22 protein-coding genes and 1 pseudogene are annotated in these 23,545 nt (G+C 70.7%); 13 read left to right on the forward strand and 10 right to left on the reverse strand.

Annotation, left to right across the window (positions count from 1 at the left end; translation table 11 throughout):
* The first annotated feature begins 10 nt into the window (after positions 1-10).
* The 5 genes and pseudogenes from ACZ4N5_RS25280 to ACZ4N5_RS25300 all read left to right on the forward strand — a co-directional run bounded on the left by ACZ4N5_RS25280 (position 11) and on the right by ACZ4N5_RS25300 (position 4,606).
* Positions 11-520, forward strand: coding sequence for a flavodoxin domain-containing protein (locus tag ACZ4N5_RS25280; RefSeq protein ID WP_467759337.1), 510 nt, complete (start codon positions 11-13; stop codon positions 518-520).
* A 185-nt stretch (positions 521-705) separates the two neighbouring features.
* Positions 706-2,446 (forward strand): annotated as a pseudogene (locus ACZ4N5_RS25285) (sensor histidine kinase).
* Complete coding sequence (locus ACZ4N5_RS25290) at positions 2,392-2,580, forward strand: hypothetical protein (protein ID WP_467759409.1); 189 nt, start codon at positions 2,392-2,394, stop codon at positions 2,578-2,580. The pseudogene ACZ4N5_RS25285 and the gene ACZ4N5_RS25290 overlap by 55 nt, the downstream one beginning before the upstream one ends.
* Positions 2,581-2,903: 323 nt before the next feature.
* Positions 2,904-3,527: a hypothetical protein gene (locus ACZ4N5_RS25295; protein ID WP_467759338.1), complete on the forward strand. Its 624-nt coding sequence runs from the start codon at positions 2,904-2,906 to the stop codon at positions 3,525-3,527.
* Positions 3,528-3,718: 191 nt separating this feature from the next.
* Positions 3,719-4,606: a universal stress protein gene (locus ACZ4N5_RS25300; protein ID WP_467759339.1), complete on the forward strand. Its 888-nt coding sequence runs from the start codon at positions 3,719-3,721 to the stop codon at positions 4,604-4,606.
* 153 nt (positions 4,607-4,759) lie between these two features.
* Here the strand turns inward: ACZ4N5_RS25300 and ACZ4N5_RS25305 are convergent, their stop codons facing one another.
* The gene (locus ACZ4N5_RS25305) at positions 4,760-5,437 is read right to left on the reverse strand and encodes a DUF4389 domain-containing protein (protein ID WP_467759340.1); all 678 of its coding nucleotides are present in this window, start codon (positions 5,435-5,437) and stop codon (positions 4,760-4,762) included.
* Positions 5,438-5,701: 264 nt separating this feature from the next.
* Between ACZ4N5_RS25305 and ACZ4N5_RS25310 the strand changes: the two genes are divergently transcribed.
* The 3 genes from ACZ4N5_RS25310 to ACZ4N5_RS25320 all read left to right on the forward strand — a co-directional run bounded on the left by ACZ4N5_RS25310 (position 5,702) and on the right by ACZ4N5_RS25320 (position 8,165).
* Positions 5,702-6,772, forward strand: coding sequence for a zinc-dependent alcohol dehydrogenase family protein (locus ACZ4N5_RS25310; RefSeq protein WP_467759341.1), 1,071 nt, complete (start codon positions 5,702-5,704; stop codon positions 6,770-6,772).
* Between the two features lie 18 nt (positions 6,773-6,790).
* Positions 6,791-7,570 (forward strand): helix-turn-helix domain-containing protein, encoded by a 780-nt coding sequence (locus ACZ4N5_RS25315; RefSeq protein WP_467759342.1) that lies wholly within the window; start codon positions 6,791-6,793, stop codon positions 7,568-7,570.
* A gap of 154 nt (positions 7,571-7,724) precedes the next feature.
* A complete protein-coding gene (locus tag ACZ4N5_RS25320; RefSeq protein ID WP_467759343.1) occupies positions 7,725-8,165 on the forward strand; it encodes a pyridoxamine 5'-phosphate oxidase family protein in 441 nt (146 codons plus the stop codon).
* Positions 8,166-8,349: 184 nt separating this feature from the next.
* Here ACZ4N5_RS25320 and ACZ4N5_RS25325 read toward each other — a convergent pair whose 3' ends face one another.
* A complete protein-coding gene (locus ACZ4N5_RS25325; protein ID WP_467759344.1) occupies positions 8,350-8,931 on the reverse strand; it encodes an Rv1733c family protein in 582 nt (193 codons plus the stop codon).
* A 196-nt stretch (positions 8,932-9,127) separates the two neighbouring features.
* Positions 9,128-10,003: a universal stress protein gene (locus ACZ4N5_RS25330; RefSeq protein ID WP_467759345.1), complete on the reverse strand. Its 876-nt coding sequence runs from the start codon at positions 10,001-10,003 to the stop codon at positions 9,128-9,130.
* 347 nt (positions 10,004-10,350) lie between these two features.
* Between ACZ4N5_RS25330 and ACZ4N5_RS25335 the strand changes: the two genes are divergently transcribed.
* The 3 genes from ACZ4N5_RS25335 (at position 10,351) to ACZ4N5_RS25345 (ending at position 13,540) form a co-directional block, all read left to right on the forward strand.
* Positions 10,351-12,075 (forward strand): sensor histidine kinase, encoded by a 1,725-nt coding sequence (locus ACZ4N5_RS25335; RefSeq protein ID WP_467759346.1) that lies wholly within the window; start codon positions 10,351-10,353, stop codon positions 12,073-12,075.
* Between the two features lie 126 nt (positions 12,076-12,201).
* The gene (locus ACZ4N5_RS25340; RefSeq protein ID WP_467759347.1) at positions 12,202-12,957 is read left to right on the forward strand and encodes a CBS domain-containing protein; all 756 of its coding nucleotides are present in this window, start codon (positions 12,202-12,204) and stop codon (positions 12,955-12,957) included.
* 19 nt (positions 12,958-12,976) lie between these two features.
* Positions 12,977-13,540, forward strand: a complete 564-nt coding sequence (locus ACZ4N5_RS25345; protein ID WP_467759348.1) for an Rv1733c family protein — start codon at positions 12,977-12,979, stop codon at positions 13,538-13,540.
* An 87-nt stretch (positions 13,541-13,627) separates the two neighbouring features.
* On the opposite strand, the gene ACZ4N5_RS25350 is transcribed toward ACZ4N5_RS25345, so the two are convergent.
* From ACZ4N5_RS25350 to ACZ4N5_RS25380, 7 genes are all read right to left on the reverse strand, one after another.
* Positions 13,628-14,248: a CBS domain-containing protein gene (locus ACZ4N5_RS25350; protein ID WP_467759406.1), complete on the reverse strand. Its 621-nt coding sequence runs from the start codon at positions 14,246-14,248 to the stop codon at positions 13,628-13,630.
* Between the two features lie 59 nt (positions 14,249-14,307).
* Positions 14,308-14,766 (reverse strand): Crp/Fnr family transcriptional regulator, encoded by a 459-nt coding sequence (locus tag ACZ4N5_RS25355; RefSeq protein ID WP_467759349.1) that lies wholly within the window; start codon positions 14,764-14,766, stop codon positions 14,308-14,310.
* Positions 14,767-14,886: 120 nt separating this feature from the next.
* Positions 14,887-17,298 (reverse strand): glycoside hydrolase family 65 protein, encoded by a 2,412-nt coding sequence (locus ACZ4N5_RS25360; RefSeq protein WP_467759350.1) that lies wholly within the window; start codon positions 17,296-17,298, stop codon positions 14,887-14,889.
* A gap of 57 nt (positions 17,299-17,355) precedes the next feature.
* Positions 17,356-18,231, reverse strand: a complete 876-nt coding sequence (locus tag ACZ4N5_RS25365) for a universal stress protein (RefSeq protein ID WP_467759351.1) — start codon at positions 18,229-18,231, stop codon at positions 17,356-17,358.
* A 191-nt stretch (positions 18,232-18,422) separates the two neighbouring features.
* Entirely contained in the window at positions 18,423-19,343 is a 921-nt protein-coding gene (locus ACZ4N5_RS25370) for a pyridoxamine 5'-phosphate oxidase family protein (protein ID WP_467759352.1), read from the reverse strand.
* A gap of 94 nt (positions 19,344-19,437) precedes the next feature.
* A complete protein-coding gene (locus tag ACZ4N5_RS25375) occupies positions 19,438-19,725 on the reverse strand; it encodes a DUF1876 domain-containing protein (protein ID WP_467759353.1) in 288 nt (95 codons plus the stop codon).
* Positions 19,726-19,970: 245 nt separating this feature from the next.
* Entirely contained in the window at positions 19,971-20,789 is an 819-nt protein-coding gene (locus ACZ4N5_RS25380) for a universal stress protein (RefSeq protein WP_467759354.1), read from the reverse strand.
* A gap of 192 nt (positions 20,790-20,981) precedes the next feature.
* Between ACZ4N5_RS25380 and ACZ4N5_RS25385 the strand changes: the two genes are divergently transcribed.
* Both ACZ4N5_RS25385 and ACZ4N5_RS25390 read left to right on the forward strand, forming a co-directional pair.
* Complete coding sequence (locus ACZ4N5_RS25385) at positions 20,982-21,851, forward strand: universal stress protein (RefSeq protein ID WP_467759355.1); 870 nt, start codon at positions 20,982-20,984, stop codon at positions 21,849-21,851.
* Between the two features lie 91 nt (positions 21,852-21,942).
* Positions 21,943-23,418 (forward strand): bifunctional aminoglycoside phosphotransferase/ATP-binding protein, encoded by a 1,476-nt coding sequence (locus tag ACZ4N5_RS25390; RefSeq protein WP_467759407.1) that lies wholly within the window; start codon positions 21,943-21,945, stop codon positions 23,416-23,418.
* The last annotated feature ends 127 nt before the right edge of the window (positions 23,419-23,545 follow it).

The following is a 23,545-nucleotide window of genomic DNA, read 5'->3' on the forward strand; positions in this document are numbered from 1 at the left end:
GCGTACCACCATGCCGAGCAAGGTTCTGGTCGCCTATGGAACGACCAATGGATCCACGGCGCGGATCGCGGAGACGATCGCCGAGGTGCTGTGCAAGGAGGGAATGTCCGCCGAGGCGCTGCCCGCCGGCTCCGTGACGAGCGTCGAGCCGTACGACGCCGTGGTGGTCGGCGGCGGCCTGTACGCGGGGCGCTGGCACAAGGACGCCCGCCGCTTCGTGCGCCGGCACCGTAGCGCGCTCGCCGGGCTGCCGTTGTGGTTCTTCAGCAGCGGCCCGCTGGACGCGTCGGCCTCGGAACGGGACATCCCGCCCGTTCCCGCCGTGAAGCGGGCGATGGACCGACTCGACGTTTCGGAACACGTCACGTTCGGCGGGTGCCTCGAAGAGGGGGCGAAGGGGTTCATCGCCCGGAAGATCGTCTCCTCCGGGAAGGGCGGCGACTTCCGTGACTTCGAGCAGATCGAGGCGTGGGCCGCCGGTATCGGCACCGTGTTGACGACAGGGGCCCGGAAGGACTGACTTCCAGCCTCGCGCCACCGTGGCCGGACGAGGATCGTCCGGCCACGGCGGCGCGGCTCGAACCGTGGTCGGGTGGATGTCCGGTGCGGTCCGTCGCAATAAGGGGTGATGCCAGGTGCTTCGCGGACGGTACGGTGCGTGCAGCAGCGGGGGTGCCTTTTCTTCTGCGGCGGCCGGAGGATGCGATGCGCGGGGACGGGCGCGAACGCTCGGAGCAGGACCTTCCGAAGCTGCGTCTTGACGAGCTGTTGGGCGAGCTTCAGGTGCGCATCGACGCGGTCCGGGGTACCAGAGACCGGCTGCACAGTCTGCTGGAGGCGGTGCTGTCGGTCGGCCGGGAGCTGGACCTGCCTCAGGTCCTGCGGAGCATCGTCGAGGCTGCCGTGGTACTGGTGGACGCGGAGTACGGCGCCCTCGGTGTGATCGGCGGTGACCGGAAGCTCTCCGAATTCCTCACCGTCGGCATCGACGGCGAGCGGCGGGCGGAGATCGGGGCGCTGCCGAGCGGCCACGGCATTCTCGGCGAACTGATCCGGCACCCGGAGGCGCTGCGCCTGCCGGAGCTCTCGGACCACCCGGCCTCCTACGGCTTCCCGGCCAACCACCCACCGATGCATTCCTTTCTCGGTGTACCCATCCGGGTCCGCGACGAGGTGTTCGGGAACCTCTATCTCACCGAGAAGCGCAGCGACAAGGAGTTCGACGCGGAGGACGAGGCCGTCCTGTCCACGCTCGCCGTGGCGGCGGGCGTGGCCATCGAGAACGCACGCCTTTACGAGGAGACCAGGCTCCGTGAGCGGTGGCAGCGGGCCAGCGGGGAGGTCACCCGCCTCCTGCTCTCCGGTGCGCCGAGCGCCCAGGTGCTTGAACTCATCGTCGACGAGGCACGGAAGATCCTCTCCGCCGACATGGGGATGATTGCCGAACACCTGCCGGGCGAGGAGGCCCTGTGCCCGGCGCTCGCCGTCGGTGCGGGTGCGGAGCGACGCGACGGGATGGTGATGTCGGCGGTCGACGGGCTGGTGGCGGCAGCGCTCACCTCGGCGGAGCCGGTGGTCAGCGACGACGTCGGTCAGGACGGTCGCGTGGCGGACAGCGAGGCGCAATGGGCCGGACTCGGTCCTGTGGTGGCTGTGCCGCTCGGCGCCGGCGGGAAGGCTCGGGGTGTGCTGCTGCTCGGGCGGGTGCTGGGCGGGGTGCCGTTCGGTGAGGCGGCGACCGGGCCGCTGCTCGGGTTCGCCGACCAGGCCGCTCTGGCCCTCGAGCTGGCCGAGCGACGACGGGACGCCGAACAGGTCGCCTTGCTCCAGGACCGGGACCGGATCGCGCGCGATCTGCACGACCTTGCCATCCAGCGGCTCTTCGCATCCGGGATGACGCTGCAGAGCACGCAGCGTTTCATGGAGCATCCCGAGGGCAGACAGCGTCTGGCGCGTACGGTCGACGAACTCGATGACACCATCAAGATCATTCGCTCGACCATTTTCGGGCTGCGCGCACGGGGGCCCACAGGAGGGGAGCGGTCTGCGGGCCAGGGCATCCGAGGCGGTGAAGGCCGCGACGCTGACCTTGGGCTTTGCACCGGGGCTGCGGATCGAGGGCCTGGTCGACACCGAGGTTCCCGGCGAGATCGCGGACCACGCGGTGGCGGTGCTCGGGGAAGCGCTGAGCAACGTGGCCCGGCATTCCGGCGCCCGCGCCGTCGACGTCCGACTCCGTTTCGATGCGGGTGTATTGATCCTCACGGTCACGGATGACGGCTGCGGTGTGGCGACGGATGTGCCGCAGAGCGGGCTGAAGAACATGCGCGAACGAGCCGCCGGCCTAGGTGGGACGCTGACGCTCCGTGAGCGTCAGGAGGGCGGCGGTACATGGCTGCAGTGGCAGGTGCCGGTGCCGGTCGACGGCGCTGCGGCAATCGACTGAGGACCGGCCGCTTCGGGACTCAGCACGTGCAGTGGTGGTGGTCGGGCCGCTTCGGGGTGTTCGCGCCGGTCGGCCAGTACCACGGCCTGGACACGACGCCGGACGCCGAGTTCGGCCGCCGGCCGTCGATGTGATTCCTCACCGACTTCCCGGACGGACAGGGCTCCTTGCCGGTCTCACTTTCGTGAGCCCCTCCCCGACCAGCGCGAGGTTGTCCCGCTCGCGCCGCGGGAGACTGGAGAGCCCGGGCGAGAGGGTCGGCTCCTCGCGCAATGAACTCCGCCCCGAGCGAGCCGAGTTGAGTAACAGGGCCGCCGACCAGGCTGCCGGAGAGGGACGTTCGGCCCCGTCGGCAGGGACCCGCGACCCCTCTCAACTCCTGTGCCACCGCGAGACATTGAAGACGCAACGGAAGCAGGCAGGACCACGTCGAACATCTCTGGGAGGGATGAGCATCATGGCAGTCCACGAGCAGCCCCACCGGCACGCAGGGTTCCACTTCCCGTCGCTGCGCAGGACCCGTTCGGCGCAGGCACCGGGTGAGGCCGCGGCCACGTCGGCCACGGCGGTCAGCTCGTACGCCCTCGCGGGTCTGCGTCTGCTGACCGGGTTCGTCTTCCTGTGGGCCTTCCTCGACAAGACCTTCGGGTTCGGTTACGCCACCCCGTCCGGCAAGGGCTGGATCGACGGCGGTTCGCCCACCAAGGGTTTCCTCGGCGGGGTCGCGGCCGGGCCGATGGAGTCGACGTTCCACTCCTGGGCCGGTGCCGGCTGGGTCGACTGGCTGTTCATGGCCGGCCTGCTCGGTGTGGGTGTCGCGCTGGTCGCCGGTGTCGCCCTGCGGCTCGCCGCGGTCGCGGGCACCGTGATGATGGCGTTCATGTGGCTGGCCGAATGGCCGCCCGCGCGGCACCTGTCCGACGGCTCGCCGAGCATGTCGCCCAACCCCTTCACCGACTACCACGTGATCTACGCGGTCGTCCTGATCGCTCTCGCCGCCGCGGGCGCCGGCGCCACCTGGGGCCTCGGGAAGGTCTGGGAGCGGCTCCCCTTCGTGAACCGCACCCCCTGGCTCCGGTGACCGCACACCAGGAGGGCGACCCCGCGAGGTACGCGGGGCGTCCTCCTGCGCGCGTGCCGGAACCGTTCGGCGCGGCTGGGTCACAGAACCCACGGCATGGGCCGGTCGGCCCCCGTCGAGGACCAGCGGCCCCTGGTTCGAGGCCCGTGCGAACGCAAGACTGATCATGCATCTCTCAAGGAGGTCTCCAGATGTCCCGCAGCATCGTCGTCGGTCTGGACGGTTCGTCCGAGAGTCTCGCAGCGGCCGATTGGGCAGCTCGTGAAGCCCTGCGCACGGATGCTCACCTGCGCGTCGTCCACGCGTGGCTGTGGCACCCCCACGTGTACGCCCCGCTGGCCGGCGTCTCCATACCACCGCCCACGGCGGACGATCCGGAGCGTGAATGGGCCGAACGTCTGCCGCACGAGACCGCGGCCAAGCTCGCCGCACTCCATCCAGGCCTGTCGGTCAGCGCCGAGCGCGTAGCCGAACAGCCCGTCACCGTGCTGCTGGCCGCAGCCGAGAACACCGAAATGCTGGTCCTCGGGTCCAGGGGGCTGAGCGGTGTCCACGGGTTCCTCGTGGGCTCCGTCGCGCAGGCTCTGGTGGCCCGGAGCCGGACGCCGGTCGTCCTCGTACGCGCCGGGACAACCTCCGAGGACGACCACGAAGACCGAGACGTGGCCCTCGGTCTCGACCTGGAGCACCCGGACGCCTCCGTGATCGCATTCGCCTTCCGGGCGGCGGCCGAAAGGGCGACCGCCCTGCGCGTCGTCCACGGCTGGAGTCTGCCGGCCTACTACGGCTACGGCGGAGCCTTCGACGCGGGGGCCAACGCGGAGCTGCTCGCCGAGGCGCAGCGGCGGCTGACCGAGGTCCTGAGCCCCTGGCGGGAGAAGTTCCCCGACGTCGAGGTGCGCGAGCAGGCCGTGATCGGCGGTGCGGGCCCCCACCTCGTGGAGGCCTCGCGGAACGCCGCGCTGGTCGTGGTCGGTCGCCGCAACCGGCAGTCCCCGGTCGGCGCCCACGTCGGACCGGTGACCCAAGCGGTACTGCACCACTCCGCAGCACCGGTCGCGGTGATCCCGCACGACTGACCGTCGGTTCAGGCAAGTGCACTGACCGTCCGGGTCAGGTGAGTGCGATGAGGGGCCCCGGGGTACGCGACCCCGGGGGCCCCCTCGTTCCAGGACGCAGTACGGCTCCAGGAGCGCGGTTCCTCGTCCGCCGGCACCCGTGTCCGGCGCCGATCACCGGTCCTGCCACGGTCCCGTTTCCGGCGGGCTCTGCTCGGAGCCGCCCTGGTCCAGGCGGAACGGCGGATAGACGTCGGTCATCAGGGCGGCGTAGGCGGCCACCCGCAGCGCCCACCGGTTGAGGCCCATGATCAGGTCGTACAGGTCCTTGGGGTACTTCTCGGTGAAAGCCAGTGCCACGCCGGCGAAGAAGGTCAGCACGCCGATGAGGCCGACGTCCCACCAGCCGAGGTGGGAGGCGCCGAGGAAGAAGCCGACGACGATGTACTGCGGAATCGCCAGGAGCCACCACTTCACCAGCACCAGGCCGCGGGAGAGCCGCTCCGGGTAGGCGATGTCCAGGCGCGCCGGGTAGTCGGGTTCCTCACCGAGGCTGAACGGCGGATAGCGGTCGGTGCCGAGGGCGCCGTACGAGTAGTAGGCGACCCGCCAACTCCAGCGCAGCACACCGACGTTGAAGTCGAAGAGCCCGCGGGGGTAGCGCTCGGTGAAGAGAATGGCGAAGAACGCGATCACGCTCACCACGGTGAAGGCGATCCAGAGGAAGAACAGCACCACGTAGTGCGGTACGGCGAGGAGCCACTTCACCAGCCACAGCCACCGCGACAGCGGCGCGTCGAGACGGGCGTTCACCTTCACCGGGCGGTCGGGGAAGGCCGTCGGGATCGTCATGGGATCAGCTCCTCTGCGTGCCTGTGAGTGAGCGGGTGTCGCCTCCCCGTCCTCTCGGCGAGAACGGCGGAGTCGGCGTGCACTCTGTGCGCCGCGACGCACCGCACCTCCTCGCGACATCCCGGCAGTTCCAGGGGACCGCGCGGGCGCGTGCGCCGGCAGGGCCGCCCGGTCCCGAGTGGGGACCGACCGGCCCAAGCGTGAGCCACCCGCCCCCGGTCAGGCTGGAACTACCAGGTCAAGTCACGACTTGAAGGGGTTGTCATGAAGGCACTCGTGTTCCACGGCGCGGGCAGGTCCGCGTGGGAGAACGTGGCGGATCCCGCTGTCCAGGAGGCCACCGACGCCATCGTTCGGGTCGACAACGTCACGATCTGCGGCACCGACCTGCACATCCTCAAGGGTGACGTGCCGGAGGTCGCCCCTGGCACGGTCCTCGGTCACGAGGCCGTCGGCGAGATCGTCGAGGTGGGAAGCGACGTCCGTACGGTCCGGCCGGGCGACCGCGTCCTGGTCTCCTGCATCACGGCGTGCGGTCGCTGCCGCTTCTGCAGGGAGGGCGCCTACGGACAGTGCCGGGCCGGCGGCGGCTGGATTCTGGGCCACCTGATCAACGGCACACAGGCCGAGTACGTCCGCGTCCCGCACGCAGACCTCTCCACGCACGTTCTGCCCGGAGCAGTGGACAGCAAGGACGCGGTCCTGCTGGCCGACATCTTCCCCACCGCCTACGAGGTCGGCGTGCTCAACGGTCGGGTCCGTCCCGGAGACACCGTCGCCGTCGTCGGAGCGGGGCCCATCGGCCTCGCCGCGATCGCGACGGCGCGCCTCTACTCGCCCGAGAAGATCATCGCCGTCGATCTCGCCCCGGCCCGTCTCGACGCCGCCAAGCGCCTCGGTGCCGACGCGGTCGCCACGGCGGGTGAGGAGGCCGAGACGTTGGTCTCCGATCTCACCGACGGGCTCGGCGCCGATGTCGTCATCGAAGCGGTCGGTGTCCCGGAGAGCTTCGAGATGTGCACGCGCATGGTGCGGCCCGGCGGACACGTCGCCAACGTCGGCGTGCACGGCAAGCCCGCGACCCTGCACCTCGAAAGCCTGTGGATCAAGAACGTGACGATCACCACCGGACTGGTCGACACGTACTCGACCCCCACCCTGCTGCGCATGATGGCCGCAGGACGGCTCCCGGCCGCCTCCCTCGTCACCCACACGTTCCCGCTGGACCGCATGGAGGAGGCGTACGACATCTTCGCCCGGGCCGCCGACACCGGCGCGCTGAAGGTGGTTCTCGGCGGGCCGCAGCACGACGCCCTGACGGTCAGGACGCCCTGACGGAAGGAAGCGAAGGCCATGTCCGAACAGACACGGAAGGGCGTGCCCGGCGGGACACCGCGGGACGCGGGCGCACCCGGGACGACGCCCGTCGCGATGGGAGACGCAGGATCGGCACCACGGCCGACGGTCTCCACGCCGGCTTCGGCCGCGACGGCACCGGGTGACATCGGGCGGCGCATCGCCGCGCGACGTCAGGAACTCGGCCTGACCCGGGAAGACACCGCCGCCCGCGCGGGCACGGCCGCCGGATACCTCAGGTACGTGGAAGAACAGTCCACGGCCACGCCGGGGACCAGCGTGATGATCCGGCTCGCCGACGCCCTCGACACCAGCGTCGCCGCTCTGCACGGCGGCGAGGCCGACCTCCCGCCGGGCCTCGGGCAGGCCGCCGGCCATTCCGAGCTGATCGAACTCCGTCCCGAGGAGTGCCTGGCACGACTGTCCACGCACGGCGTCGGAAGGATCGCCACCGATACCCCGGGCGGGCTTGTGATCCTTCCCGTCAACTACAGCGTCATCGACGGCGCGGTCGTCCTCAGGACGGCTCCGGGATCGACGATCGCGACAGCGGTCGGTGCCCGTGTCGCCTTTCAGATCGATCACGTCGACGAGGCCCTGAGCCAGGGCTGGAGCGTACTTGTTCAGGGCAGCACCCGGGCTGTGACCGACCCCGACGTCAGGCGTCGACTCGACGCTCTCGCCCACAGCCGCCCCTGGGCGGGCGGCGAACGGCGTGACCTGTGGGTACGTGTCGAGCAGGACCGGATCAGCGGACGCCGGATCGCCGTGGGGTGATCCGCGCGCCGCGCGCGCCGACTCCAGGACGGAGCCCCCTCCGTTCGCCGGAGATCACCGAGGACCGAAGGGCCCGGCCCGCTCGCTTTCCCGCCGCAGGCTGAAGCGTCGCTTGTGGCCGAAGCCCCGTACCGCGTGAGAGTTGACTCCGCTGATGAATCCCCATGACGGCTTTCGCGAACTCGGCAGGCAGGAATGCCTGGACCGATTGGCCGCGGCGCGCATCGGCAGGGTCGTCCACACGCGCAACGCCCTGCCCGCCGTGCTGCCGGTCAACTTCAGCCTGGACGCCCAGTCCGCCGTCCTGCTGCGGACGTCGGCGGACTCGGAGCTGGTCCGTTCGATCGACGGTGCGGTGGTGGCGTTCCAGGCCGACGTGGTGGACGCGGCCGCGCACTCCGGCTGGAGCGTCGTCGTGACGGGGCGTGCCATGGTGGTGAGCGATCCCGTCGAGCACGATCATCTGACCCGGACAGGACCCCGTTCCTGGGCGGCCTCGCCCCAGGACGTCTTCATCCGTATCGCCTCCGAGCTGGTCACCGGCCGGGAGCTCACCGGTGACCGTACGCAATACGGCGTGGACGGGTCTTCCTGAGCTCCCACGATCGCGGGGTGGGCCGAAGGGTTCGCGACGGACTTCGGCATCGATCTTCTTCCCTCGAAGCTCCGCCATCCGGCAGATGCCCTCCCGGGCGCGCGCCGGCATGCAGCCACCCCGGCTCGGCATGGAGAAAGCTCCAGGTCGCCGTTCGACCTGGAGCTCCGTGCGCCGTGCGAAATCAGCCTGTCTTGTGGCCCCATCGCGGTCCCACCCGGTCCCATTCCTCGCCCCATCCCTCGATACGACGCCGGTCCAGTCGGTAGCGGGCGACAGCTCCGGCACCGAAGACGATGCCGGCGAGGCCGACGGCCGCCGCGATGCCCAGGAAGCCGGACTCGACGGCCGCGGCTGAGGGACTGGGCGGCGCGATGGTGAGCCGACCCTGCCGATCCTGCCAGACCGTGATCTTGGCTCCGGCCTTGAGACGGGCACTCACCTGGGTGCGGCCCGTGCGCGTGGCACCCTTCGGTGTCGTCCAGCGCACCGGGGCCATCCGTTGGCCGGTCGTCGTGCCGATCGCGGTGACGTCGCGTGGCGTGTCGCTCAAGAGCACGGCTGCGACGGGCTGCCGCTCGGCCCGCTGCTGCGTGAACACCTGATCTCCGGCGAGGGCCGTCACCAGCCCGGCGGTGGTGCCGCCCACCGCGACGATCCCCCACACGGCCAGCACGATCCAGGCTTCCGCGATGTCCTCGCGTCGGCGCAGCCGATTCTTCTTCCACCGCCAGAGCCGCTTCCTCGTGTGCTCTTCCGTGGCCATGGGTCTGCACCTCCTCGTCGCCTTGCTGACACGTTCGACGGTGACAGCCAGGACGGTCCGGGGGCATGGGCCCACCAGGTACCACAGGGGGGCCGGTCGGGTGCAACTCGACGCATGGGAAGGGCCGTTGAGCCCAGGGGGCAGCGTTCTGTCCATGCTCGCCGGAGCACGGCGTGCCCCTGCCGCTGGGGACGGTTCAGACCGTGTGCGGTACGACGGCCACCGGGCAGGCGGCGTGATGCAGCAGGGTGTGGCTCACACGGCCGAGCTGGAGACCGAAATGACCGGACCTGCGCCGTGCCCCGAGGACCACGAGGTCGGCGGCGGCCGAGCGGTTGACGAGCACCTTGCGGGCCGATCCCTCGATCGTCGTCCTGCGCAGCCGCACGTCGGGATGCTCCGCCGCCGCGTCGGCGACGAGTGCGTCGAGCTGGGCGGAGGCCTGCTTCTCGTGGTGATGCGCCGGATCCCCGGCGAGCGCCGGGTCGTCGGCTGTCTCGCGCGAGGGGCAGCGCCAGGCGCGGACGACGTCCAGCTCACACTCGCGTGCCTCGGCTTCCTGGAACGCGAACCGGACGGCCTCACGGCTCGTGTCGGGGTCTCCGGCACCGAGCAGGACGCGCCCGTGCGAGCCGGCCAGAGCGGCCTTGTCGCCCCTGACCACGATGACCGGGCAGGACGCGCGGGCCGCGACGGCCAGACCCACCGAACCGAGCAGCGTCCCCTTCAGCTCTCCGCGGCCTCGTGAACCGGTGACCAGGGCGACGGCGTTCCTGCCTTCTTCCAAGAGCGCTGACACCGGTTCGGCGGGCACTGCTTCCGCGGAGACCTTGAGATCGGGGTTTTGCCGTCGGACGCGTTCGGCGGCCGACCCGACGATGTGCTCCGCCAACACCTTCTCGGAGGAACGCTCCCGGCTCAACGTCGGCAAGGCTCCTTCGTACCGCTCCCACAGCGAGGCGTGGACCAGCCGCAGCGGAAGCCCCCGACGAGTGGCCTCGTCCACCGCCCAGTCGATGGCCACGAGGCTCCCGTCCGATCCGTCGACGCCGACGACGAGGGGGAGTGTCATTGTCTCCACCGCCTTCTCTGTTGCTCTCGTGCCGTATGGGGTACCACCTTTCACGGTTGTCCCCGGCGTCCGGCGGTGACAGGGGCCGTCCAGCCCTTTCGCGGGACTTCCGGCCCTGGACCGGATCCGGACGGCGGGGACGGTCAGGGGTCCTGCCGGGACGCGGAACGGCAGTGTCCGTTCCGGTTCGGGGACCGCTGTCCCAGGGACCGCACTGGTAGTGCCGAAGCGGTGGCCGGTTCCTCGGCTTACCGGCGCCGGTCGCGGAGGGCTACCGTGAATGGGCCCCCTGCGTGCGGGGTCCGCGCGCGGACCTCGACGCACGCAGAGAGGCCGGGAGGAGCAGCGTGGAAACCCCGGACGAGCTCCGCGGACTACTGCCGCAGTTGAGGCTCGACGAGCTGCTGGAGGAGCTGCAGGCCAGGCTCGACGCGGCCCGCAACACGCGCGACCGTGTGCAGAGCCTGCTGGGAGCCGTGCTCTCCGTCGGTCGGGAACTGGACCTGGAACAGGTCCTGCGCTCCATCGTCGAGGCGGCCGCGACCTTGGTCGACGCCGAGTACGCGGCGCTCGGCGTCATCGGACCCGACGGCACGACCCTGTCCGCGTTCCACACCGTCGGCGTCAGCGAGCGGCAGATCTCCGGGATCGGTTCCCTCCCCGAGGGGCACGGCATCCTCGGCGAACTGATCCGCCACCCGGAACCGCTGCGTCTGGAGAAGCTCTCGCAGCACTCCGCCTCGTACGGCTTCCCGGCCGGACACCCCCCGATGAACAGCTTCCTTGGCGTTCCCATCCGTGTACGCGACGAGGTGTTCGGCAACCTGTATCTGACCGAGAAGCGCGGCGGGGCGGAGTTCGACGAGGAGGACGAGTCGTTGCTGTCCACGCTGGCCGTGGCGGCCGGTGTGGCGATCGACAACGCCCGCCTCTACGAGGACTCCCGACTGCGCGAGCGCTGGCTGGAGGCGAACGCGGAGATCAGTCACAGCCTCATGTCCGGCAGTGAGCGCGCCGAGGCACTGGACCTGATCGCCGAACAGGCACGGGACATCTCCTGCTCGGCCCTGGCGGCGGTCGCGATGCCCGTCGAAGGCGGCGGGTCGCTCAGCGTGGAGATCGCCGTCGGAATGGACGCGGAGGCGCACCGGGGGCTGGTGCTGCCCTTGAAGGCGACCCTGGTGGGACTTGCGTTCTCCACCGCTGCCCCCGTCAAGAGTGACGATGTGACACAGGATGCGCGCATTTCTCCCGAACCGCCGCGTTTCCAGGGGCTCGGTCCCGCGGTGGCCGTCCCGATCGGCACCGGCGCGGGCGACGTGAGAGGAGTGGTGCTGCTGGCTCGCGAAGCCGGCCATCCTGTCTTCTCCGGACGGGAGACCGCGATGCTGCGGGGATTCGCCGTGCAGGCCGCGATCGCGATGGAACTGGCGGAGCGGCGGCAGGACGCCGAGCAGATCGCCGTGCTCCAGGACCGCGATCGGATCGCCCGTGACCTGCACGACCTGGCCATCCAGCGGCTGTTCGCCACCGGGATGACGCTGCAGAGCGCGGGCCGGTTCATCACCCACCCCGAAGCCTCCGAACGGGTGCTGCGGGCGGTCGACGACCTGGACGAGACCATCAAGATCATCAGGTCGTCCATCTTCGGTCTTCGTGTACGCGAGAACGACGCGACCGGCAGCGGGCTGCGGGCCGAAGTCGCCAGGGTCGCGCGCGAGGCCGCGTCGGGGATGGGCTTCGCGCCCAGCGTGCGTATGGAGGGCCTGCTCGACACCGACGTGCCGCGCGAGATCGCCGACCATGTCGTGGCCGTACTCATCGAGGCTCTGGCCAACATCGCCCGGCACGCCCGCGCGAGCCGGGCCGACGTGGCGTTGACGACCGACGGCCGTGAGGTACGCCTGAAGGTCTCCGACGACGGTGTGGGCATTCTTCCGCTGGACGGCCGCCGCAGCGGGCTGCGCAACATGGCCGAGCGGGCCGAACAGCTCGGCGGCCGGTTGGAGACGGGCGGTTCCCGCAACGGAGGCGCCTTGATCGAATGGCACGTCCCGCTTCCGGCGCAGTAGCGAGCACCCAAGGACGCGGGGCCCACAGGGGTAGGATTCGGGCCCGCTCGGCCCATGACGCGGACGGCCCCGAGGTGTCAGCCTGAAGATTGTCTCGTGACGGCTGCCGAGCCCTTGGAGGACGCCATGAGCGGCACTCCGACCGTTGTGAACGATGTGATGGCCCAGCGAGTTGTCAGCCTCCGCGCCGGAGCCGCCTTCAAGGACATCGTGAAGGCCATGCGCGAGTGGCGGGTCGGCGCCCTTCCGGTGCTGGATGACGCGGGAGTGGTCGTCGGGGTGGTCTCCGAGGCCGATCTGCTGGCCAAGGAGGAGTACAGCGACGGAGAGATCGGGCGATACGGGCAGGTGTGGCACCTCTCCGAGGCCCGCAAGGCCGAAGCGGTGACCGCCGGCGAGCTCATGACGGCCCCCGCCGTCACCGTGACGCCCGACACCACCCTCGCCCACGCCGCCCGCATCATGGCCCGCAACCGGGTCAAGCGGCTGCCGGTCGTCGATCGCGACGGCACCCTGAAGGGCATCGTCAGCCGCTCCGACCTGTTGAAGGTCTTCCTGCGGGCGGACAAGGACATCGCCGCGGAGGTGCGGCGGGAGGTCGTCGTACGGCTCTTCGGCACGCACACCCGAGCGATCCGGGTCGAGGTGCACGACAGTGTCGTCACGCTCGCCGGCCGGGTTCACGAGACCGGCCTCATTCCGCTGGCGGCCCGGCTCGCCCGGGCGGTGCCGGGAGTGGTCGACGTGCGATGCGCGCTGGCCGGACCGCCCCGCCACCCGAACCTCGACCCCGACCTCCCCGACCCCGACAGCCCCGCACGCAGTGAGGCGGAGCCGCAGGCACGACAAGGGGGCGGTGACGATGACACGGCCACGCCCTGAGAAGAGGACCACCGTCCGGATGTGGCGCTGGCGAAGCAATCCGCTGCGCCGGCACAGCGATGTCATCGAGGCCAGGATCGTGCTCGTCACCTGGATGCTGGCGGTTCTCGCCGGAGTTCTCGCGGGCGTGGTGGCCGCTCGGACCGTCGACTCGGACTTGTCGGCGCGCGCGGCCCGAGTCCACGCCGTGTCCGCCGTCCTCACCGACGACGCAAAGACGCCCCCGGCCACCATCGGAGGCAACGGCGCCGAACGGGTGTGGGCGGCCGTGCGATGGACCACCGCGGACGGAGCCGTCCACACCGGCGAAGCCAAGGTCGTGCCGGGCGCCCCGGCCGGCACGCGCGTCACGGTGTGGACCGACCGAACGGACCGGGTGGTGTCGGCGCCCGTGACAGGTACCGAGGCGACGCTGCGGACGACCCTGACCGGCGCCCTCGTCGCTCCGTCGGTCGGTGCGGCCGTCTGCCTCGCAGGATGGATGGCCCGAACGCGGCTCATCCGTCGGCGCATGGCGGAATGGGACGCGGAGTGGCGGCAGGTCGGTCCTCAGTGGGGGAACCTGAGCGGAGGCAGGGGCTGACCACCGAACCCGCGCGGCCGGCCGCGCGGGGGATCTTCCTCTGGACGATCGGCGCGGGAGATCCCTCCGGGGTTCTCGCAGGCAGTCTCACTCCTCGCCGGCCGCGGTGAGCCGGCAGTCCACGCCGACCACGCCCTCGACGCCCCGCACCAGGCGGACGGCAAGCGGTATCCGGGAGGCGTCCCGGACCCGCCCGGTCAAGGTCGCGACACCCTCGACCACCGTGATGTGTACGGGCTCGGCCGGAGCGGGGAACAGCACATCGAGGACGTCATGCCGGATCTCGTCGGCGAGGTCGTTGTCCGGGCGCAGGAACACCTTCAGCAGATCACTGCGGCTGACCACACCTTGAAGCACACCCTCGGCGTTCACGACGGGCAGCCGCTTGAAGTGCCGCAGTGCCATGATGCGCGCGGCCTCGGAGAGTGTGGCGTCGGCGTGCACGGTGACGGCCGGCGTGCTCATCAGCTCCTCGGCGCTCACCGCTCCGGCCTTTGCCAGGTCGGACAGCCGGTGTTGCTGGGTGGCGCGGTCCGGATCGCTGTCCCGGAATTCCTCCTTGGGCAGCAGGTCGGCCTCGGACACCAGCCCGATCACCCGGCCGTCGCCCTCCAGCACGGGGAGAGCACTGACCTGCCACTGCTCCATGCGTTCGACGATGTCCTTGAACAGGGCTTTGCGGCCCACGGCGACGACGGCATGCGTCATCACGTCACTCACCCTGTGCGGGCCGCTCTGCGTCGTCGTCCTGTCACCGGGCCGGGCGGTCACGTCAGGCCACCGCTGCCATAGGGGGCGTAGAGGTCCAGCAGCCGGATACGGGAGGCGTGCAGCCGCTGAGCGACCACGCGCCCGACCCAGACCGCGATCGCGCGGCCGAACTCCGGGTCTGCGGCACACAACTCCCGAACGGCCTCGGCCTCGAACTCGCCGGCCCGTACCGGACTCGTCGCCTCGGCGCCCAGATGCCAGATGTACGGCGGGAACTGCCAGGACCAGCCGACGAGTTCGCCTTGCCCGACCGTCTCGATCACGGCGGGCCGACGGCCCGGTACGTGCAGGTCGAGGGCGACGGTCCCGGTGCGCACGATCCAGAAGCGGTCGGCGCGCCTGCCCTCCTCGAACAGGCGCGTTCCCGCCTCGAAGGAGACAGCGCGGGCGAGCCTCATCAACCGCTCGCGATGTACCGGCTCAAGAGCCGCGGTCACGGTGGTGGCGGAGGTCATTGCTCAGGCTCCCTTCATGGCTTGTACTTCCAGACTGGGCGCGTCCGGGTTCCGGCGCCACAGGCCGCTCGGGCCCGGCCGGGTCCTCGGTCCGCCGTCGCATCGGCACGGTCCGCCACGTCACCGGGAATCACCGTCCGGCACTACGAGCGAGCAGGTTTCCCCGGGCGCGATGGTCACCGCTCGATCGGCCAGCATCACGCGAATCGCCGACTCCTCCGAGTCGGGCACGCTGATGTCCAGCCGACCGCTCCGGCGCCGCACGCCGATGCCCCAGTGACCGCGATAGCGCAGCGAAAAGCCGTACTCGGAGAGCGCCGGGAGAGGCACGGGGTCCAGCCACAGGGCGTCCTCACGTGTTTCCAGCCCCGTCAGGCCGCGCTGGACCAGATCGAGGGTGCCGGCCATGGCCCCCAGATGGATGCCCTCGCCGGTGGTCCCGCCTTGGATGTCGGCGATGTCGGCCTCCAGCGCCTCGTGGACGTACTGCCATGCGTCGGCCCGTCTGGCTCTGGCGAGGACCAGTCCGTGCACGAGTTCGCTGAGGGTGGAGCCGTGGCTGGTGCGCCGCAGGTAGTAGTCGACGGTTCTGCGCCAGGTGTCGTCGTCCAGGTCGTATCCGAGGCGCCGGAACAGCGCCCGCAGTTCCGCGGGTGAGAACAGGTAGCCGAGCATGAGGACATCAGCCTGCTTGGACGCCTTGTAGCGGTTGACCGTGTCGCCCTCGGCCTCCAGGATCCGGTCCAGCCGACGGATGGCGCCGTACCGGGCGCGGTAGGCGTCCCAGTCCAGTTCGGCAAGGTCGCCGTACCCCTCGAACTGGCTGATGACGCCCTGGTGGAACGGCACGTGCAGCCGCCGGGAGACCTCCTCCCACTGCGGCAGTTCGTCGGCGTCCAGCCGCACCCGGGAGAACAGTTCCTCGCGGCGCCATACGGGAAGTCGCCGCAGGAGTTCCAGGGTTCGGGCGATGACCCAGGCGGCGGTGACGTTGGTGTACGTGTTGTCGTCCAGCCCGGGCCGTTCCGCGCCCGGGTAGCTGTCGTGGTACTCGTCGGGGCCGACGACCCCATGGATCCGGTAGCGGCCGGTCGTGGGGTCGAAGACGGCGAGGTCCACCCAGAAGCGGGCGATCTGCAGCAGCGTCTCCGCGCCCTTGGTGTGCAGGTACTCCGTGTCGCCGGCGGCCTCGCAGTACTGCCACACGTTGTAGGCGACAGCCGAGCCCACGTGGTACTGGAGCCGGGAGTGGTCCGGCAGCCAGCGGCCCGAGGCGGGGTTGAGATGCCACTCCTGGGTCTCCTCGCGGCCGTCGCTGCCGCTCTGCCAGGGGTACATGGCCCCCGCCCGGCCGGCCGTGGCGGCCGCTCTGCAGGCCCGCGGGAGACGTCGGTGGCGGTAGTCGAGCAGTGCCCGCGAGATCTCCGGAAAGTGCAGGTTGAGATACGGCAGGACGAAGAGCTCGTCCCAGAAGACATGGCCCCGGTACGCCTCGCCGTGCAGTCCGCGGGCGGGGACGCCGACGTCCAGATCGGCGGTGTGCGGTGACAGCGTCTGGAGGACGTGGAAGAGGTGGAAGCGCAGGATGCGGCCTGCCTCGCCCGGCACCTGCAGGTCCGTTCGCCGCCACAGCCGTTCCCACGCGGCGGCGTGGGAGTCGAGCAGGTCGTCGAAGCCCGGCGCTGTGGACACCCGGTCCACCGCTTCGCCCAGCGGATCGCTGATCGCCGGGTCCCGTGAGGTGTGCAGCGCCACGGTCTTCTCCACGGTGACGGGCCGGCCGGGGGCCATGGGGACGATCAGACGGTGAACGGCCCGTTGGCGGGCCGGACGCAGCACCGATGAGACCGGAGACCGGTCGGCGCGGACAGTGGTCCGGGCGGCCAGCGCGACAGTGATGCCCGACGTACTGGTCCGGCAGCTCAGCCAGACAATGTCGGGGTCCTCCGCACCCGTCCGCACATGGGTCACATGGTGGCGGTCGAGGGCGCGGTACCGGTGCACGTTGGCGTTGAGCACCTCGCCGTCCAGGGAGCTCTCGATCTCGATCTCCCCTGACCAGTCCTCGGCTGTGAAGACCGTGCGCAGGGCGGCCAGATGCGCATCCCCCATGTGTACCAAGCGGGTCTGCTCGACGCTCAGCGAGCGGGTCGCGCCCTCCCGGTGGCGGAAGGTCCTGGTGAGCGTGCCGCGCCGCAGATCCAAGGTGTGCCGGTGGTCCAGGAACGCGTGCTTGCTCGGGGCGAACCAAGAACCCCAAGGTCCCCCGGCGCGGCGCAGACGGAACCGGAGGAGCAGCCAGTTCGGGATGTTGACGACGTCCTCGTTCACCACCTGCCGACCCGTCACGGTCGACTCGAGACGGTTGTAGCAGCCGGCCACATACGTCCCCGGATAGTGCACCAGGCCGGCCCGGCACTCGGGCAGCGCACCCCGAGTGGCGAAGTAGCCGTTGCCGAGCGTGCACAGTGATTCACGCAACCGCTCGGCGGCGGGATCGTAGCCCGTCCACTCCCACGTCCACTCCGACATCCGCCACCTGTCCCTCTCCACCGGAGGCCCTCGGGCCCAGGTATGTGCGGGCCGTCCTCAGACCGGCTGAGGGACAACGGCGACCGGGCACTGCGAGTGATGCAACAGGGTGTGGGCGACCCTGCCCAGCTGCAGGCCGAAGTGGCCGTGCCGGCGCCGAGCGCCGACGACGACCAGGTCGGCCTGGTCCGCCGCCTCCAGCAGAACGCGGTGGGTGGGGCCTTCGACCGTACGGCGACGGACATCAACCTGAGGGTGCTCCCGTACGGCCTCGCGCAAAGCCTCGTCGAGGCCGGTCGAGGCCCGCTCCTCGCGCAGCCGCGCGGCGTCGTCGGCGAGCAGCATGTGGTCCACGGGCTCTTGCGACGGGTTGCGCCAGGCCCGTACCGCCGTCAGGTCGCATCCGCGCGCCTGAGCTTCGCGGAAGGCGAACCCTACGGCTCCCGCGCCGCCCGCTTCCGCACCCACCCCGACCACGACGCGGCCGAAGCTCCCGCGGCGGTTGGATTCCGCACCCCGGATCACGATGACCGGGCAGACGGCTCGCGCCGCCACGGAGAGGCTGACCGACCCCAGCAGCATCCCGGCGATCTCGCCACGCCCACGTGAACCCGTGACCAGGGCGAACGCCTCGGGTCCCGCACGCAGCAGGGCGGACGCGGCATCCTCCGCGAGTGCCTTGCCCGACACGTTCACCTCGGGATCGCGACGCCGGGCCCGTTCCACACAGGAGGCGACGATGTGTTCGGCCATGACCTCCTCGGCGGAGCGGCCGGCGCTGAACGACTTTTGGACTCCCTCGTAGGTCTCCCACCGGGAGGCATGGACGAGACGCAGGGGCAGTTTGTGTCGTGCCGCCTCGTCCACCGCCCAGTCGACCGCCAGCAGACTGGAATCCGAACCGTCGACGCCCACGACCAGCGGAAGTTCCATCGCCGCCACCGCCTTCGCCCTTTCCGGCTGCCGAAAGTTCCGAAAGTTCTGTGAACACCGTCGCACTGCCTGCTCGGCGCCGCGACATGCCAACCGGTCCGGATCGAGGTCTCCGGCCCTCTTGCGGTGAGCCGGTCCGCGCGTTGCGGTGAGCCGGGCCACGCGCCTGCTTTCACGGCCCGTGGGACCGGCTACTGATCGGCCGGAGTGATACGGCGGCCCGTGAGACTCGTGGGCCGGATCGACACCCACATCTTGCGCTCACCGCCCGCCCAGGGTGTGGTGTGCGCGTCTCGGGTGAGCCTGCCCATGACCTCGGGGTCCGTCACCGGAGTGGCGGGGCCGACGGCGAGCACGCTCCAGCCCTGACTCAGAGCGTCGTCCACGTGGTCGACCTCGAAGGCGACCTCGGTTCCCGCGGCAGCCGCGGTCACGGTGCCGGGGGAGGTCCGGAAGACGATGGCGTCGCCGACGACGTCGTAGTTGACCGGGACGACCGCCGGGCGGCCGTCGGGCGGCGACACCGCGACGCGCCCCACGCCGTGCGTGGAGAGCAGGGTGCGGCATTCGTCCACGCTGAGGTCCCGCAGTTCAGGACGCAGGAGCGCGTGGCCCTGCCCGGGCGGGAGATCCGTGCCTCCACCGCGCAGAGCGGCGACGGTGGTGCCCAGCGCGTCGGCCAGTTTGATGAGAGTCGCCAAGGTCGGGTCGGCGGGCCGTTCCTCGAGGTAGGCGAGGTAGTTGGCTGACATGTGGGCGCGGCCGGCCGTCTCCTCCCGGCTCAGCCCCCGCCTTTGGCGCTCGACGGCCACCCTCCGGCCGATGTCGCCGGGGTCGGGTGCCCCGTCCGGTGCGGCGGCGACGGACGGGACCTCCGCCTCACCCGGGCCCGGCTGCACCTCCCGCGTGGTCATCGGCTGTTCGTGCTCGAGATGGCGGACGTGGGCATCAGGTCCGGGAAAGACGAGCGTCACCTCGTCCGTGTCCGACCAGCGCACGTCGTACGGGGGCGTTCCGTCCTCGTGGTGGAGTCCGACGATCTCGCCGTCGCGTCTGGCGGCGCCGGTCGCCTGGCTCTCGATGACGAGTTGGTCGCCGAGGTGAGCTCGCATGATCGCCGCCCTCTCCTCAGAATGGTGTCGTATCCAACCTGGCACGCGGGACACGGTGCCGCACGGGGCACAAGCCTTTGGGTTCCGTCCGGCTTCACATGGGCCATCCAACCGGCTGGGGGGTGCGGGGCCGCTCCGACGTCATGCTTTGGACGTCCTTTTCGGCGGCCTTGAGCAGTTGGTGGGCGAGGTCGTGCATGGCCCGGCCTGCCGCCAGTTCGTCGCCGACCTCCGGCACGTTCGTGTCCGTCGGACTGCAGTGCGCGGTTCCGCGGCCGGTCAGCGCCGTGGTGCCGGTGTCCAGCACGACATGCGCCTTCGTTGTTCCGTCGTCGTCCTCGAAGAGGTGGAGACGTACGTTCCACTGTCCCGTGTGCGACATCGCTCTCTCCTTGCCCGCGTGGCTCCGTGCTCTGAACTCCGTGTACCAGCGGTGTGCGAAGGGCCATCAGCGCACGGGCGGCATGTCTCCGAAGAGGTTGTCGGCCTCCCCGCAGGTGTCGGTCGGCTCTCCGGTCCCTCCCACGATCGAACGGCGGCGGTCCCCGGTCACAGGGCCGAAGGTCCCTGCGGGACCGGCGACCGGCCCGGAAGCCGACGCGGATCCGCCTCCTCGTTCCGCGGCCGTCACATCTGGGGGACGATGGCGACGGGACACGGTGCGTGATGCAGCAGTGCGTGGCTGACCAGGCCCAGTTGCAGACCCGGATGTCCAAGTCGCCGCCGGGCGCCCACGACCAGCAGGTCCGCGGTCGACGCGGCTTCCAGCAGTGCCTGGCGTGCCGGTTTCTCGATCAGCCGCCGGCTCACCGTGGCGTCGCCGTACTGTCCGGCACGACCGCGCAGGGCGTCGTCCAGCACCTGCGCCGGCGGACGCCGATGAGCCTCCATCAACCACGACGTGGCTCGCGGTGTCGTACAGGCACCGGCCGGTGCGTTCCAGGCGTGCATCGCCACGAGCTCACAGCGCCGCACCTGCGCCTCACGCAACGCGAAGTCCACGGCCGTGCCGCTGCCCTCCCCGTCCTCGACACCCACGACGACGCTCCCGAAACGGTCCGCGCGATGCTCCGGGGCGCCGCGGACCACGACGACCGGGCCGTCGGCGCGTGCCGCCACGGCAAGGCTGACCGAGCCCAGGAGCAGGCCGGTGAGGTTCCCGAGTCCTCTGGATCCCAGGACCAGGGCGAAGGCGTTGCGCCCCTCATCGACGAGGGCCGAGGCCGCGTCCTGGTGCGAGATCTCGCTGGACAACCGCACCGCGGGAGCGGTTTTCACGGCACGTACCGAGGCGGCATCGATCACCGCGGCCGCCTCCCGCTCACCGGCCGCCGCGTGCAGAAGGCGGAGCGGCACCCCGTGCCGGACCGCCTCGTCGGCGGCCCAGTCGACGGCCTCCAGGCTCGTCTCGGATCCGTCCACTCCGACCACAAGGGGAATCGCCACGCTCGTGTCACCTCTCATGCCGGATTCCGTGCCTTTCACTCCCTCTCCGTGGCTCCACATGCGCCAGGGAGAGGTTGGGGGTGATCCTGAGAGAACGCATCACCCCGGTGCGCAGGCGACGCACGGACCAAGCTCCGGTCGCGGACTCGTTCATCATCATTTCCAGCTTCTTACGAGATGGAGGCCGCCGCCATGCAACCAGCCGTCACCGTGGGCCTCGACGGATCGCCCGAGAGCCTGGCCGCCGCCCGCTGGGCCGCCGACGAAGCCGAGAAGCGCAAGCTCCCTCTGCGCCTGCTGCACGCGTGGCCGATGCTGGCGCCGGAACCGCCCCGGGTCGCCGGCGAAGTCGATCAGAACTATTGGGCGAAGCGCCTGGTCCACACCGCGCAGGCGGAGCTCCAAGCCCGCCACCCGGGCCTGACCGTCGTCGGGAACCTGGTCGCCGACGACGCCCAGAGCGCCCTGCTCCAAGCGGCGTCGGAGTCGGAGATCACGGTGCTCGGTTCGCGCGGGCTGGAGTCCGTCGAGAGCTATTTCCTGGGGGACATCAGCATGCCCGTCGTGGCACGGGCCGAACGGCCGGTGGTGCTGGTCCGCGCCGACCCCCAGGAGCGGAAGACGTCTCCCGCGCCCGGGAGCCCTGTGGTCGTCGCCCTGAAGCTGCACGGATCCTCCGACGACCTGCTCGAATTCGCATTCCGGACCGCCGCGGCAAGAGACGTACCGCTCCTGGCCGTCCACGGTCGCAGCGTGCCGCTCCACGCACATGTGCCCTGGGGTGTGGACCACGGGGTCACCGAAGACATGACGCGCGAGGCGCACGAGGAGGCGAGCAAGGCGCTCCACCCGTGGCGAGAGAAGTACCCGCGGGTGGAGGTGGCCGACAGCATCCTTCTCGAAAGCCCCGCCAAGGCCGTCGTACGGTCCGCCGAGGGCGCCGCGCTGCTCGTGGTGGGCCGGCGCCGGCACCGTCATGGTCTGGCGCCGCACCTGGGGCCGGTGGCGCAGGCCGCCATTCACCATGGGCGCTGCCCGGTCGCCGTCGTTCCTCATGACTGAACGAGGCCCCGACGGGACGCCGGGGCCTCACCTCGCTGCCGCGCCCCGCCCGGGTGCCCGGCACGACGGCGATCCGCCGGCCCGGGCGGGCGTGTGCGAGACCCACACCGCGGTCCTGTTCTTCGTCGGCGACCGTGCGTACAAGCTCAAGAAGCCGGTCGATCTCGGGTTCCTGGACTACACCACGGCGACCGCGCGCCGGGTCGCGTGCGAGCGGGAAGTCGCCCTCAACCGTCGGTTCGCCCCCGATGTGTACCTGGGACTGGGAGAGTTCCGCGGTCCGGGCGCGTCGGCGGCCGAGCCGCTCGTGGTGATGCGCCGCATGCCGGAGGACCGCCGGCTCTCCCACCTCGTACGAACAGGAGCCTCCGTCGACGACATCCTCCGAGTCGTCGCCCGGCACCTCGCCACGTGGCACGCGGACGCACCCCGTGGTCGTGAGGTGGACGAGCAAGGCACCCGGGATGCCCTGTCATCACGGTGGGAGGCCAGTTTCGCTCAGGTCCGCACGCTGGGCGCCGACGGTTCCGTACCCGATGACCTGGCGGAGATCGAGAAGCTGGTGCGCCGCTATCTCGCCGGCCGTGAGCGGCTTTTCGACGCCCGCATCGAGCAGGGGCGTGTGGTCGACGGCCACGGTGACCTGCTCACCGAGGACATCTTCTGCCTTGACGACGGTCCTCGGGTCCTGGACTGCCTGGAGTTCGACGACCACCTCCGGTACGTCGACGGCCTGGACGACGCGGCCTTCCTCGCCATGGACCTCGAACAACACGGCGCCCCGGAGGCCGCGGCGCACTTCCTCGCCCAGTACGGCGAGTACTCCGCCGATCCCGCGCCCCCCTCCCTCTGGCACCATTACGTCGCCTACCGTGCGTTCGTCCGTGCCAAGGTCTCTCTCCTCCAAGCCCGTCAGGGCGCTGCGGGCGCGGAGGCGGCGTCGCGGCGGCTGATGTCGACGGCGCTGCGCCACCTGCGCACCTCTGCCGTCCGCCTCATCCTCGTAGGCGGACTGCCGGGCAGCGGGAAGTCCACTCTGTCCGGAGCTCTGGCCGACCGGCTGGGAGTCACCCTGCTCAGCAGCGACCGGATCCGCAAGGAACTCGCCGGCATCCCCGCCGAGCAGTCCGCGGCAGCCGGCTACCGCGAGGGCCTGTACACGCTCGAGTGGACCGTGAAGACGTACACAGCCGTGCTCGACCGCGCAGCTGCTCTGCTGTCTTCCGGCGAGTCCGTCGTCCTGGACGCCACCTGGTCCGACGCCGCACAGCGCGAAGCGGCTCTGCGTGTGGCCGAACGCACCAGCGCGGACCTGGTGGCCCTGCACTGCCAGGTGCCGGGCGACGTCTCGGCCGCCCGTCTGAGCACGCGCAGACGCGGAATGTCCGACGCGGACCTCGACATCGCCACCGCCATGGCGGCCGCCGAACCGCCATGGCACGAGGCCGTGCCGGTCGACACCAGCGGCGCGCTGGAGTCAGCGGTCGCCCGGGCGATGACTGCCGTGCGCCCGTGGGGCACCGCTCAGGCGCAGGTCTTCCGCCGCCCCTACATGGAGCCGGACTGAGGTGAGGTCCTGACCGTGTCGCCCAGGGGATCGACTCCTTGAGGCTGACCTTGAGGCCGGCCATGAGGGCGTCGGGCGGCAGTGTGTCGGCGCGGTGGATCACCGGCGCGAGCAGTGCGCCGTGCCG

The organism is Streptomyces sp. NPDC026500 (assembly GCF_055567635.1).

What these genes read in the sequence shown, in the direction of transcription:
- ACZ4N5_RS25290 (WP_467759409.1), top strand. Translation starts at nt 2,392, where the DNA reads ATGGCTGCAGTGGCAGGTGCCGGTGCCGGTCGACGGCGCTGCGGCAAT.
- ACZ4N5_RS25345 (WP_467759348.1), top strand. Translation starts at nt 12,977, where the DNA reads ATGTGGCGCTGGCGAAGCAATCCGCTGCGCCGGCACAGCGATGTCATC.
- ACZ4N5_RS25330 (WP_467759345.1), bottom strand. Translation starts at nt 10,003, where the DNA reads ATGACACTCCCCCTCGTCGTCGGCGTCGACGGATCGGACGGGAGCCTC.
- ACZ4N5_RS25310 (WP_467759341.1), top strand. Translation starts at nt 5,702, where the DNA reads ATGAAGGCACTCGTGTTCCACGGCGCGGGCAGGTCCGCGTGGGAGAAC.
- ACZ4N5_RS25300 (WP_467759339.1), top strand. Translation starts at nt 3,719, where the DNA reads ATGTCCCGCAGCATCGTCGTCGGTCTGGACGGTTCGTCCGAGAGTCTC.
- ACZ4N5_RS25360 (WP_467759350.1), bottom strand. Translation starts at nt 17,298, where the DNA reads ATGTCGGAGTGGACGTGGGAGTGGACGGGCTACGATCCCGCCGCCGAG.
- ACZ4N5_RS25280 (WP_467759337.1), top strand. Translation starts at nt 11, where the DNA reads ATGCCGAGCAAGGTTCTGGTCGCCTATGGAACGACCAATGGATCCACG.
- ACZ4N5_RS25375 (WP_467759353.1), bottom strand. Translation starts at nt 19,725, where the DNA reads ATGTCGCACACGGGACAGTGGAACGTACGTCTCCACCTCTTCGAGGAC.
- ACZ4N5_RS25385 (WP_467759355.1), top strand. Translation starts at nt 20,982, where the DNA reads ATGCAACCAGCCGTCACCGTGGGCCTCGACGGATCGCCCGAGAGCCTG.
- ACZ4N5_RS25355 (WP_467759349.1), bottom strand. Translation starts at nt 14,766, where the DNA reads ATGACCTCCGCCACCACCGTGACCGCGGCTCTTGAGCCGGTACATCGC.
- ACZ4N5_RS25325 (WP_467759344.1), bottom strand. Translation starts at nt 8,931, where the DNA reads ATGGCCACGGAAGAGCACACGAGGAAGCGGCTCTGGCGGTGGAAGAAG.
- ACZ4N5_RS25315 (WP_467759342.1), top strand. Translation starts at nt 6,791, where the DNA reads ATGTCCGAACAGACACGGAAGGGCGTGCCCGGCGGGACACCGCGGGAC.
- ACZ4N5_RS25370 (WP_467759352.1), bottom strand. Translation starts at nt 19,343, where the DNA reads ATGCGAGCTCACCTCGGCGACCAACTCGTCATCGAGAGCCAGGCGACC.
- ACZ4N5_RS25365 (WP_467759351.1), bottom strand. Translation starts at nt 18,231, where the DNA reads ATGGAACTTCCGCTGGTCGTGGGCGTCGACGGTTCGGATTCCAGTCTG.
- ACZ4N5_RS25295 (WP_467759338.1), top strand. Translation starts at nt 2,904, where the DNA reads ATGGCAGTCCACGAGCAGCCCCACCGGCACGCAGGGTTCCACTTCCCG.
- ACZ4N5_RS25320 (WP_467759343.1), top strand. Translation starts at nt 7,725, where the DNA reads ATGAATCCCCATGACGGCTTTCGCGAACTCGGCAGGCAGGAATGCCTG.
- ACZ4N5_RS25340 (WP_467759347.1), top strand. Translation starts at nt 12,202, where the DNA reads ATGAGCGGCACTCCGACCGTTGTGAACGATGTGATGGCCCAGCGAGTT.
- ACZ4N5_RS25350 (WP_467759406.1), bottom strand. Translation starts at nt 14,248, where the DNA reads ATGACGCATGCCGTCGTCGCCGTGGGCCGCAAAGCCCTGTTCAAGGAC.
- ACZ4N5_RS25305 (WP_467759340.1), bottom strand. Translation starts at nt 5,437, where the DNA reads ATGACGATCCCGACGGCCTTCCCCGACCGCCCGGTGAAGGTGAACGCC.